At 65.8% G+C, this 11136-nt stretch carries 12 protein-coding genes and 1 pseudogene; 9 read left to right on the top strand and 4 right to left on the bottom strand.

The genetic code is table 11. The features are described 5' to 3' along the window. From E3D03_RS19045 to E3D03_RS19030, 4 genes are all read right to left on the bottom strand, one after another. Positions 1–180: hypothetical protein (locus tag E3D03_RS19045; protein WP_263568257.1), on the bottom strand; the 180-nt coding region annotated here is incomplete at its 3' end. Positions 181–205: 25 nt separating this feature from the next. Continuing rightward, complete coding sequence (locus tag E3D03_RS19040; RefSeq protein ID WP_263568256.1) at positions 206–2563, bottom strand: phage/plasmid primase, P4 family; 2358 nt, start codon at positions 2561–2563, stop codon at positions 206–208. Continuing rightward, positions 2560–3306: a hypothetical protein gene (locus E3D03_RS19035; RefSeq protein WP_263568255.1), complete on the bottom strand. Its 747-nt coding sequence runs from the start codon at positions 3304–3306 to the stop codon at positions 2560–2562. Before E3D03_RS19035 ends, E3D03_RS19040 begins: the two co-directional genes overlap by 4 nt. Further along, positions 3306–3512 carry a DUF6511 domain-containing protein gene (locus E3D03_RS19030; RefSeq protein ID WP_263568254.1) on the bottom strand — a complete coding sequence of 69 codons (207 nt, stop codon included), beginning with the start codon at positions 3510–3512 and terminating at the stop codon, positions 3306–3308. The genes E3D03_RS19035 and E3D03_RS19030 overlap by 1 nt, the downstream gene beginning before the upstream one ends. A 227-nt stretch (positions 3513–3739) precedes the next feature. Between E3D03_RS19030 and E3D03_RS19025 the strand changes: the two genes are divergently transcribed. The 9 genes and pseudogenes from E3D03_RS19025 to E3D03_RS18985 all read left to right on the top strand — a co-directional run. Then, complete coding sequence (locus tag E3D03_RS19025) at positions 3740–4939, top strand: hypothetical protein (RefSeq protein WP_263568253.1); 1200 nt, start codon at positions 3740–3742, stop codon at positions 4937–4939. Continuing rightward, positions 4902–6032, top strand: coding sequence for a hypothetical protein (locus E3D03_RS19020; protein WP_263568252.1), 1131 nt, complete (start codon positions 4902–4904; stop codon positions 6030–6032). Before E3D03_RS19025 ends, E3D03_RS19020 begins: the two co-directional genes overlap by 38 nt. 167 nt (positions 6033–6199) lie before the next feature. Further along, positions 6200–6811 carry a sigma-70 family RNA polymerase sigma factor gene (locus E3D03_RS19015; RefSeq protein ID WP_263568251.1) on the top strand — a complete coding sequence of 204 codons (612 nt, stop codon included), beginning with the start codon at positions 6200–6202 and terminating at the stop codon, positions 6809–6811. Positions 6812–6987: 176 nt separating this feature from the next. Continuing rightward, complete coding sequence (locus tag E3D03_RS19010; protein WP_263568250.1) at positions 6988–7281, top strand: hypothetical protein; 294 nt, start codon at positions 6988–6990, stop codon at positions 7279–7281. Next, positions 7278–7436: pseudogene (locus E3D03_RS21345) on the top strand (hypothetical protein); the annotation flags it as partial. The gene E3D03_RS19010 and the pseudogene E3D03_RS21345, both read left to right, overlap by 4 nt. A gap of 112 nt (positions 7437–7548) precedes the next feature. Beyond that, positions 7549–8175 carry an ATP-binding protein gene (locus tag E3D03_RS19000; RefSeq protein WP_263568249.1) on the top strand — a complete coding sequence of 209 codons (627 nt, stop codon included), beginning with the start codon at positions 7549–7551 and terminating at the stop codon, positions 8173–8175. 2 nt (positions 8176–8177) lie between these two features. After that, positions 8178–8807: a hypothetical protein gene (locus E3D03_RS18995; protein ID WP_263568248.1), complete on the top strand. Its 630-nt coding sequence runs from the start codon at positions 8178–8180 to the stop codon at positions 8805–8807. 12 nt (positions 8808–8819) lie between these two features. Continuing rightward, a complete protein-coding gene (locus E3D03_RS18990) occupies positions 8820–10502 on the top strand; it encodes a DEAD/DEAH box helicase (RefSeq protein ID WP_263568247.1) in 1683 nt (560 codons plus the stop codon). A gap of 196 nt (positions 10503–10698) precedes the next feature. Further along, a partial coding sequence (locus E3D03_RS18985) for a DUF2924 domain-containing protein (protein WP_263568246.1) occupies positions 10699–11136 on the top strand: 438 nt, incomplete at its 3' end.

Here is an 11136-nt window from a genome sequence, read left to right as displayed (position 1 = left end):
GGTCGAGGTGCCGAGGTCGAGCGCGAGGATGCACGGGAGCAGTCCGCCGCCGTCCTCCATCCGCACAGGAGGGTTGGTGACGGGTGTGACGGATGTGACGGATAGTTCCCTATCTGCTCCACAGGCGCGCACATGCGCGCGCGTAACGGTCTTATAGGTATGATCCGTCACATCCGTCACACACTCTGAATTCATTGGCATTTTCCTATTCTCCCGAGAAAAGGTCAGAGTTGCTGTCATCGAGGGCGATGCCCCGGAATCCCTTCGCGGCGCGGGTGTTGTGACGCTCGAATCCCCGGACGATCAGGGCTTCCGAGAAGCGCTTGACCGAGCCTGCGAACTCGCCGTTTGCATCGGCCCACGCCTTCCAGTCGGCGAACATCGCTGAAGTGCTGGCGCTGAGGTGCAACCCGACAGAGCAGCGCTCGTCGATCCAGCGACCGATGGCGTCTTCCGCCTCGAAGTAGTCCTCTGTCGCGGCCATCACGGCGGGCGGCGGGCGCAGGCCTGTCCGCTGCCATTCGATGCAGCCCTCGAGCGCCCACGCGAGGATCCCATCGCGTTCGGCCAGCAGCCTGTCCGCCAGGTGCTTGTCGCGCCGCGCGGGCGGGATGGTGACGGTGAAGGGCACCATGTGCAGGCGCCGCTTCATCGCCTCGTCCACGTTGCGGATGGAAGGCTTGTGGTTGCCGACGATCATCAGCTTGAACTGCGGGATGAACTCGAAGAAATCCTGCCGCATGAAGCGGGCCGTGATCTTGTCGCCCCCCGTCAGCGCCTTCAGCTTGCTCTCGGCCCAGCGGCTGCCCTGTTCCGTTTCGATGGACGTGACGATGCGCGCCCCGCGCAGCCCGGCCATGTCGGTCGGGTGGCGATCACCCTGCGTGGCCATGAACATGTCCATCGGCGCGACGGTGGCGTAGTCGCCGAGGATGGCGGTCAGGGTGTTGGCGAAGACGGATTTGCCGTTGGCACCGGTGCCGTAGAGAAAGAACAGCGCATGCTCGGTCGTGACTCCGGTCAGGCAATAGCCCGCCATCCGCTGCAGGTAGGATTGCAGCTCGCCGTCCCCGCCGGTGACGGTCTCCAGAAAGCCCAGCCAGACGGGACAAGTGTCGGCGACGGACGCACCGGCGATCCTGGTCATGAAGAGGCCGGGATCATGTGGCCGGGATGCGCCGCTCTGGAGGTCGACCACACCGCCCGGCGTGTTCAACAGCCAGGGATCACGGTCCCACGGTTCGGTCGTGGTCGCGTGGCGGCGGTCGGAGCGGGCGAGCCGCTCCACGGCCGAAACCGTCGCCGCAGTGGAGAGCTTGGCCTTGAGCTTTGCGGATCCGGCGCGCGCGGCCGCCTCGCGGCAGATCATCCGCGCCAGATCGAAGGCCTGCAGCGTCTCCTCGCGCCGCCAGAGCTTGCCTGACCAGGTCAGCCACTGTCCCCAGCCCGCGACGTAGCGCCAGGTCTCGGCATGCCGGATGGCGAAGGTGGCGGCGAGCGCGTCCTCGGTGAAACGCACCGGCACGGGGCCGTCGTCGTCGCCACCGGCCGGGCCGCCGCCATCGCACCCGCCATCCTCGTCGTCGAGATCGCCGTTGCGGGCGGTGTCGCGTTTCCAGAGCCGTTCTGCTTCCTCGCGCAACCGGGCCTCCGGCCAGGGAGGCGAGACGCGGGCCGCGTTGTAGGAGACGATTTCTTCCCAGGCCTGTTCGCGCGGCACATGGCCTTCGCGGGCGCGGCGGATCCAGTAACCCATCACCCGCGACAGCGCGTCGAACCGTGTTGTGCCGTCGACGCCGCCTTCGCGGACCTGACGGCCGAACAGCTCGGTGACGCTGCCGCGCTCGGTGGCGGCCATGTTGAAATCGAGTCCGTTCTCGCCTTCGAGCGGCGGCATGGCGATGATCGCCTCGAGCAGTTCGCCCAGATCGTAGTCGCAGGGATCGTGGTGCAGGATCTCCACCAGCCGACGTCGGCCCTGTTTGGCATGGATCGATCCGGCCACACGGATCGGCTGGTGGGCGGACCGGAAGGACGGATCGCCGCCGACCTTGGCAGCGATCATGTGCCGCGCCCGACAGACCGTGCCGATGTCCTCGCCTTCGGCGGGTTCGGACAGGCGCCAGTAGAGGTGCAGCTTGCGCTGGCCCTCGGCGGTGACACCGCCGGACGCCACTTCAAGCGTCGGGCATCCGAGATGCTGCACGAGGTGGTCGCGTTTCGCGCCGATGTCGCCATGGTCGAGATCGACCAGCACGACCTGCGTCTGCACGATGCTTTCCGCCTTGGCGTCGCCAGGGGCGGACACCGTGCCGGGCGCCACGAACAGTGCCATGCCGACGCTGCTGGCCCATGTCGCCTGAAGCGCCAGTTTCGCGGCGAGCGTGGCGTCCGCTTCGATGTAGGGGACATGCGGCGGACCATCGCCCGCGCCTTTCTCGGCCAGTGCACGGACCGGCACCCAGCCGTCGCAGTATCCGAAGATAACGTCGGCATAGATCGCGATCATTTCAGCGTCGGGCGCGACGTCGTCGGGCGCGATGGTGTCGGACGGGACCGTCATGCCCAGCACCGTTCCCGCCACGCACAGAAGCGGCATTCGAAGTGGTCGGGGTCGGCCGTGTGGCGGGGAAGAAGTTCACCGGCGTCGCAGGCGCGCAGGATCGTCACCGCCTTGTCGCTGGCGGACTGGGCGAGTGCGGCATCGAACGGCACGAGTTCGTGCCAGATCTCGCACGTGTCCTTGTTGATCGCCGTGAAGAGCGCGGGCGCCTCGGTCAGGCCGAGATAGGCCTGGTAGAGCGCGATCTGCGCGGCGTAGACTGGCTTGGCCCTTCCGACGCCGTGCTTCGCGATTTCCCGCCAGTTCTTGGCGTTGGCCGATTTGCACTCCCACAGCGCAGGAACCGCCATGCCGTTCGGCGCGGCGACGACCACCCCGTCGGTATGGCCCTGTACACGTCCCCCCACGACCGAAAAGCCGAACTGATCGCCATGGCGATTGCGCGTGCGCAGGTCGAAACCCGCCTTGCGCAGCCATTCGATGGCCAGATCTTCGAGGACGTGCCCGAGCGCGAAGATGCGCAGAGACTGGCCCGAGAACCCGGCGTCCGGATCCTTCGGCGTCTTCAGGTATTCGTATTGCAGCCTGCGCTGGCAGAGATCGCCGAGCCGGCTGCCGCCGAGGTAGTCGCGCGCGGGGCGTTGGGCCTGTTCCGCGACGAGGGCATTATCGATGCAGGCATTGACGGTATCCGCGAAACTCGGCGGCTTCTCCCGATGGTTGAAGTCGAAACCGGCATCCATCAGAACGGCACCTCCGGATCGGGCCGGGGTGCGCTGGCCATCATCGCTTCCTGGAAGCCGTCGACGGCGGCGGTGGTGAGGGCGAGCGCCTGCGCCTCGCTGAGATCGGCGAACCGCTTGGTCCAGCCGATCTCGGCCATCAGTTCGGCCATGTTCTTCAAGGCGGCGCGCAGCGCGGCCTGTTCACGTTCATCGGGATCGATCATGCGCAGCCCTCATGTGCCGGGGCCGCATGCGGGCATGGATGGATGTCAGCGCGGCGCGCGAAGGGGATTGTGGTCATGGGAGAGCTCCAGATGCTCTCCTCACCTACCGGCGAGGGTGACGGACTGTCGGATGGTGCGCACAGAACCTTACGGGAACACAATCTTGTGGCGAGCGAGATTCCTTCCTAATCTTGCTCACCGTAACAATTTCAGGAGCAGCGAGGCGGATGCCAGCATTTAATCCGAGGATTTTCAGCAACCCGGATCGCCTCAAGCAGATCGCGCCCGCGCGACTGAAAGCATTTCTTGAGCCTTGGAAGGACTACTTTCAGTCCCGCGAACTCGACCTCGCCGCATGGTCTACGGATGATATGCCGCTCGAAGCCATCGCGGGTGTCCTGATGAATCCGGACGCGTCGGTGCCCGAGGACATGGTCAACGCGCTCTATTACGTGCACGAAACCGCGTCCCATGAGGCGATGGACGAATTGCTCGACCGTGCCGCAGCTGCCGGAATCGAGATCGACAAGGATCACGAGGTCTCGGTAGCCGATGTCTCGGTCCAGATCTGGCTTGCGCAGCCCATGCTGCTGCAGCGCCAGCATGCCGAAACGGTGGCGTTTCAGCGTTCGAACTTCATGTATTTCGCCGGTTCCCGCCCGAAGAAAAAGGCCGCAGAGCTCCCGTCCATCTCGGACGCCATTGCGAAAACCATGCAGGACCGGATGGACAACTGGTTCGAGGTGAAGCGACGCGGCCGCAACAGCCGGATATTCGCGTTCCCGCGAGGCGAGAAGATCTGGCTGCTCGTGCGGCACGGCATGTCGATGCGCCGGGAAGGGAAGCACCAGGACGACGGTGAAAGCGGAATTGCGTTCTATCGGCCCCAACAACATGACGTGCTGATCTACGACAGTATGACCGACGAGATCGGCGTGAACGCCGGAACTAAGGGCGAGCGCGAACTCTATCTCAAGACGTTCGGTGAGGCGCTGTTCGGCAGCGAGGATTATTTCGATCGCTCCGAGAGATACACACTCGATCCGCTGCGCGAACTGGGGCCGGATGCAATGGCGCATGGGGATATCGAGGGAATTGCCGGCGTGCGCTTCGTGGAGTTCGGCCGTCGATGGCCCGGTAAATTTTCGGAGATGGAAATTCGTAAGTCGGAGGACTTGTTCAAGGCCTATGCCGAAAACTGGGAGAAGCGGCTCACTGGCGGCGCGTTCACGCACGCGACCTTCAAGTTTGCATTCGAAGGCAGCAAGCGGGAGCGGTGCGTGACGATAAGGCCCGCGAACATTGCGCGCTATGAACGCGAGTCTGACGAAGAGGTCATCGAAGCCTGGCTGAAGGCTCGCGGGTTCTGGGCGATTCCGGCAGGGGCGGATGACGATGCGGATTTCGAAGTTCTGGAAGACGCTTGATGCGCTGATCGATGCAGCGACAGACCGGCGCGAATGGGCGAGCCTGTTGGGCGATGAATTCGGCTGCGTGGTGGTCGACGAACCCGACTGCCTTCTGCCACTGGTGCGATCGACTGGAACGCCAGCGACGAGCATCGCCTGCCCATCACCAGGCGGTGAGGGGTGCCCCCGCCGAGTCGTGCACCACGACGACGGCACCATCCGCGCTGTCTGTGGTGACACCCCCAAGGCCTGCGCCGATCTCGACCTGAACAAGAACGACATCATGATCTACGGCCTCGACCGTGTCGGGTTGGCGCGCAGCATCGCCGCAGCATTAGACCTGTCCGACCGTCCTGCAAGTTTCGACCGTCGACTGGTCTTCAGGATCGGCTCACATGATGTGTTTGCAGGCCGGGGTTTTCCTGTTTTCCTGATGGTGCCGGGGCCGCTTGCACGCGAGGACGTGGCGCAATTTGACGAAGTGATTGCCCACCCGGGACCCAAACTGCTGCTGGCCCCGACCTCGTCATCAATCCCGCCGCAACTTGCCGCCGCTCTGGATCGCGAAGGCGTCGTACGCATGGCGCTTGAGGATCTGGTCCACGTTGATGACCGCGGGCAATTGCAGCCTTGCCAGCCATCGACCGTTGTGTTCGCCGATCTCCGCGCTCAGATCGTGAGCGGGACTGATAACGCAGTTTCCAACCTGGCGTGGGCGCTGCCGAGCAACGCGCGATGGGAGGAAATCGGGATCCGCTTCGTCGCCGATGAAGTCGTTAACGTGAGTTTCCGGGGCGAGACCCGGAGGTTCGAGCCCGATGGGCTCGGGCTGAAGAGCGCCAAGAATGGCAAGCCGAAAGCGGCGTGGACCTATCTGAAGGCGTTCGCGATGCAGGGCGGTCGGCTCCCCGTCCATCATGCGAAGAGCACCGACACCTCGAAGCACCAGAAACAGAAGCAGGCGCTTTCCAAAGTGCTGCGAGCCGCCTTCGGGATTGCAGAAGAGCCGCTGCCCACGGTCGGGGATGAGTATGTCGCCCGTTTCGTGGCGAACGCCAACGACCTCCAGCAAGGCAAGCTGGGCCAGTCCCCGCGAAAATTCGCTGGCTGACGTCAAGAATTTCTTCGAAAAAGTTCGCCTCTCAAGCCGCTGAAATCCAACCGGGTTTCAGCGGCTTCTCTTTGTGCTGAGCCGCCAAGGCCGCCGCTCCAACGAATTTTCGCCGGTCCCGGTCACTCGGGCCGCGTGCCCGTCCACCTGGACGAAGGCGAAACTTCATGGAGCGTTTCCACCCCATTTGCGACGCGCGCTCGCGCGTCTCCCGCAACATCACCATTCGCGCCGAACGGCTGGCCCGCTCGGGCTCCGTCCCCGGAATGGATGCCGAGGACATCAAGCAGGATCTGCGGCTGCATCTCTATCGCCGGGACGAGAAGTTCGACCCGGCCCGCGGTCAGTATGACACCTTCGCCGACCGCGTGCTGGCGAACCGCATCGCCACGCTGGCCGCGCCGACCGAACGGCTGCGGGCCGAACGGGCCTGGATCGACTTCGACAGCCCCGCCGAGGGGCGCGGCGATGACGAGATGCTGCCGCTCGCGGAAACGCTGCCCGACAGCGCGATGCCGCATGCCGCCGTCACACGCGCAACGGACGAGGCGTTCGGGCTGGTCCGGGACGTCCAGCGGCTCCTTGCTGGCCTGACCCCGACCTGCCGCGCCCTCGCGCTGGCCCTGATCGACATGTCGCCGACGGAAGCGGCCGAAGCCCTCGGGATCCATCGCAGCACAGTCTACGCCCGGCTTGCCACGATCCGGAAGGCCGCCGAGGCGCTTGATCTCGCGGCATATCTCGGCACCGCCCCGACAGTCTCGGAGGCTCGCCGGTAGGTGACAACAGGACCGGCGATGACCCGGTTCGCCAGTTTCATGCCGGGCCCTCGGAGGAATGCAACACCCCCACGCGGGGAAACACTCCGACCGCAAGCTCCAGGGCGGCGTCAGGCCCGGCAGCAGTCTTCCCGACGATCCCTGGACAGCAACCGACGACAACACGGAGCGTCACCATGTTCAAGACTACCCCTCTGAAGCGCCTGCGCGAACTGCGCTGGCTGGAAATGCTTCCCGACAACATCGACATCCCGGCGGTTTTCGACAGGCCGGAACAGGTCGTGCCGATCGAACGCGCCACGGTGGACGAGATCGAATTCGCCTTGGTCGCCCTGGCACGGCAGCAATCCGATCTCTACCGCCTGACCGGCGCTCTGGGTGACGTTCTGAAGATGGCGCGCCGCCAGGGCGCCTGTGGCGCGGACATCGCCATCTCGGCGGCTGCGCGCGATCTGGAGGGCGGCAAGTGAGCGCCCCCTTCGGCGCCGGGCCGCTCCGGATCATCACCGCCGACGAACGCCTGCGCGAAGCGCGCGGCATCAAGGGGGTGCTCACGGGCACCTCCGGCATCGGCAAGACCACGCAGCTGCTGACCCTCGATCCGCAGCGAACGCTTTTCCTGAACCTCGAGGCGGGCGAGTTGGCCGTTCAGGGCTGGCCCGGCGACGAGATCCGCATCCGCGACTGGGGAGGTCGCCCGCGATCTGGCCGCCTGGATCGGCGGCGCCAACCCGGCCATGCGGGACGACCAGTCCTATGGGCCAGGGCACTTCGCGCGGGTCTGCGCGGCCTTCGGTCCCGCCAGCCAACTCGACAAGTACGACACGGTCTTCGTCGACAGCATCTCCGTCGCCTCTCGCATTTGCCTTCAGTGGTGCAAGGGCCAATCCCAGGCCCAGTCCGACCGCACCGGCAAGCCGGATCTCCGCGCGACCTATGGGTTGCTAGGCCAGGAGATGATCGGCTGGCTCACGCATCTGCAGCACACGCCCGCCAAGAACATTTGGCTGGTCGGTCTTCTCGACCGCAAGCTCGACGACTTCGGCAAGCCCTTCTTCTCGATGCAGATCGAGGGCTCGAAGACCGGACTCGAACTGCCCGGCATCGTCGACGAAGTCGTGACCCTGACCGAACTGCGCCCCGAGAAGGGTGACCCGTTCAGGGCGTTCATCTGCACCACGATCAACGATTTCGGGCTGCCTGCAAAGGACCGCAGCGGCCGGTTGTCGATGATCGAGCCCGCTCATCTCGGGCGGCTCATGGCGAAGATCCGTGGTCCGCGCCCAGAGGGCGCTGCCCGCCTGAACTTCGATCTGCCCGCGGACGCCACCGCACCCAATCCCCCGACGACGAAAGGAGCATGACAATGGCGAGCGACATGGATTTCAACGGCGCGGACACGCAGGACGCCGCCTTCGACCTCATTCCGGCCAACACGCTGGTCAAGGTCTGCTTGACCGTCCGGCCCGGCGGCGCGGGGCCCGAAGGCTGGCTCACCCAGAGCAAGACCAGCCCGGCCCTCTATCTCAACACCGAGGCGGTGGTGATGGAGGGGCCGTTCGCGCGGCGTCGCATCTACACCCGCATCGGCTTTCGCGGAAAGGCTGCGGGCGGTCCCGGCGACGACACCTACGGCAACCGCGGGCGCGCCATGATCCGCGGTATCCTCGAATCCGCCCGCGGTGTGCGTGCCGATGACCAGTCGAACGCCGCCCGCGCCGCGCGGATGATCCGCAGCCTCGGCGAGTTGAACGGGCTCGAGTTCGTGGCCCGCATCGGCATCGAGCGCGACAAGGACAAGCCCGAGGACAGCGGCCGCAACGTCATCAAGGCGGCCATCGGCGCCGACCATGCCGAATATGCGCGTCTGCTGGGCAGCGTGCCGCAGCCGCCGCAGCAGGGTCAGTACACCGCGACGGGCACCCAGCTGTCGAACACCGGCATGGGCCAGTCCGGCGCGCCGTCCTCCGGTTCCGCACCCTTCTGGGCACGCTGAGGGGGGACGGTCATGATTCCACGCGACTACCAGAGGGCGGCAGTCGATGCCGCCCGCGACCGCACCGCCACCCACGGCAATACCATGCTGGTCCTGCCCACCGGGGCGGGCAAGACCGCCATCGCCGGTTTCTACATCGGTGAGGAACTGGAACACCGGCGACACGACCGCGTCCTGGTGCTGCAGCACACCGACGAGTTGATCGACCAGAACCGGACCTCCATCGGGGCCGTGACCGGAATGACCACCTCGGTGGTCAAGGCCGAGCAGGACGATTGGGGCGGTCGCATCGTCTTCGGCAGCGTTCAGACGCTCGCCCGCGCCAACCGGCGCGAACGCATGGCGCCGGTCTCGCATCTCGTCATCGACGAATGTCACCGTTCGGCCGCGCAAAGCTATCAGTCCGTCATTGATGCGGCACGGGAACTCAACCCCGAGATCAGGCTGCTCGGACTTTCGGCCACGCCCGGTCGCGGCGATGGGCGCAGCCTGCGCCGCACTTTCAGCAATGTCGGCTATCATCTGAAGATAGGCAAGCTGATCGGGCGCGGTCTCCTGGTGCCGCCGCGCACCTATACAATCGATCTCGGCGTCGAGGACGAACTGGCCGGGCTGGAGGCCACTGCGGGCGATTACGACATGCGCGCCGCCGACAAGGTGCTGAACCGCTCGGTACTGAACGAGGCGGTCGTAGAGCACTGGCAGGCAAAGGCGGCGGACCGGCGCAGCATTTTCTTCTGCGCGACGGTCGACCATGCCGATGCGGTGGCAGAAGCCTTCCGCGCCGCGGGCGTCACGGCCGAGACGATCTCGGGCGACATGCCCTCGCGGGTGCGCGCCGAGCTCATCGCCCGGTTCGACAGGGGCGAGGTGCAGGTGCTGACGAACTGCATGGTCCTGACCGAAGGCTTCGACAGCCAGCCGGTTGGCTGCATCGGCATCCTGCGCCCGATGCTGCACAAGGGCACCTTCATCCAGGCGGTGGGGCGCGGTCTGCGCCGTGTCGATCCCGCGCGTTTCCCCGGTATCGTGAAGACCGACTGCATCGTGCTCGATTTCGCGGGCGCCGCGCTCCGGCACGGGTCGCTCGAACAGGAGATCGACCTCGACGAAGACGATCCCGAGGCCGGCCAGGCGCCGTGGAAACTCTGCCCGACCTGCGAGGCGGAACTGCCGCTCGGCGCCTCGGTCTGCGATTTCTGCGGGCATGTCTTCACGCGCGAGCGTGGCGAGGCCCGGCTGCTCACCGCCTTCGACATGATGGAGATCGACCTGCTGGAACGGTCGCCGTTCGCCTGGTGCGACCTGCATGGCGACGGCCAGGCGATGATGGCGAGTGGGTTCAATGGCTGGGCCGGCGTGTTCCACGACGGCACGCTCTGGCATGCCCTCGGACAACCGAAAGGCAGGGCGATCCGGCCGCTCGCCATCGGCACCCGGGTGCAGGCGCTCGCCGCCGCCGACGATTTCCTGCGCGCCACCGAGACCGGCACCGCCTCGATCAAGAGCCGCCGCTGGCTGAACGACCCCGCCACGATGAAACAGATGGCGCTGCTGCAGCGCGCGGGGCACGAGGCCAACGGGCTGGATTTCAGCCTGTCGAAATATGCAGCCAACTGCCACCTGAACTTCCGCTGGAACCGTGGGGCGATCACCGCCGCCGTTCTTGGCCGGGCGGAGCGGTCGGCCGCATGAAACGCCCCAATCCGCTGCCGCCCTTCCTGATGACGCCCGCCGAGCGCCGCGCCGAGCTGTGCGGCCTGCTGGCGCTCGGGCTGGTTCGGTTGCGGATGCGGGAGATGAGCGAAGTATCTGACGATACCGGAGAAAGTTGCCTACACTTGTCCAGCGACCAATGCCCTCATGCAACTCCAACGCACCGGAGAAATGCATGAACAACCCCGATCCCATCCCCGCGCGCCTCGCCGCGCTCAAGACCACCCCGACGCCCGACCTGAAGAAGCGATGGCGCGACCTGTTCGATAGCGAGCCGCCGCCGTTCAATCGCCGCTACCTTGAATCCCGTCTGGCCTACCGCATTCAGGAACTCGCCTATGGCGGGTTGAAGCCCGAGACGGTGCGTCGGCTGGAACGGCTGGGCGAGGAACTGGACGGCGGCGACCGGACGAGGCGCAGCATCCGCCTCGACCGCGACCGTCCCATCACCGGCACCCGGTTGCTGCGAGAATGGCAGGGCGTCGAACAGATTGTCACCGTCACTGCCGACGGGTTCGAATGGCAGGGCCGCCCTTACAAGTCGCTGTCCGCCATCGCCCGGGCGATCACCGGCACGCGGTGGAACGGCTGGGTCTTCTTCGGGCTCAAGAAC

Origin of the sequence: Paracoccus sp. DMF, from assembly GCF_004407025.1 — a bacterium.
Classification (GTDB): domain Bacteria; phylum Pseudomonadota; class Alphaproteobacteria; order Rhodobacterales; family Rhodobacteraceae; genus Paracoccus; species Paracoccus aminovorans_B.
This window is presented reverse-complemented; position numbering and strand designations above follow the sequence as displayed.

Excerpts from the sequence above, each read along its gene's own strand:
- E3D03_RS19040 (WP_263568256.1), bottom strand. The coding sequence starts at position 2,563 with ATGACGGTCCCGTCCGACACCATCGCGCCCGACGACGTCGCGCCCGAC.
- E3D03_RS19035 (WP_263568255.1), bottom strand. The coding sequence starts at position 3,306 with ATGGATGCCGGTTTCGACTTCAACCATCGGGAGAAGCCGCCGAGTTTC.
- E3D03_RS19000 (WP_263568249.1), top strand. The coding sequence starts at position 7,549 with ATGCGGGACGACCAGTCCTATGGGCCAGGGCACTTCGCGCGGGTCTGC.
- E3D03_RS18990 (WP_263568247.1), top strand. The coding sequence starts at position 8,820 with ATGATTCCACGCGACTACCAGAGGGCGGCAGTCGATGCCGCCCGCGAC.
- E3D03_RS18995 (WP_263568248.1), top strand. The coding sequence starts at position 8,178 with ATGGCGAGCGACATGGATTTCAACGGCGCGGACACGCAGGACGCCGCC.
- E3D03_RS19015 (WP_263568251.1), top strand. The coding sequence starts at position 6,200 with ATGGAGCGTTTCCACCCCATTTGCGACGCGCGCTCGCGCGTCTCCCGC.
- E3D03_RS19030 (WP_263568254.1), bottom strand. The coding sequence starts at position 3,512 with ATGATCGATCCCGATGAACGTGAACAGGCCGCGCTGCGCGCCGCCTTG.
- E3D03_RS19025 (WP_263568253.1), top strand. The coding sequence starts at position 3,740 with ATGCCAGCATTTAATCCGAGGATTTTCAGCAACCCGGATCGCCTCAAG.
- E3D03_RS19010 (WP_263568250.1), top strand. The coding sequence starts at position 6,988 with ATGTTCAAGACTACCCCTCTGAAGCGCCTGCGCGAACTGCGCTGGCTG.
- E3D03_RS19020 (WP_263568252.1), top strand. The coding sequence starts at position 4,902 with ATGACGATGCGGATTTCGAAGTTCTGGAAGACGCTTGATGCGCTGATC.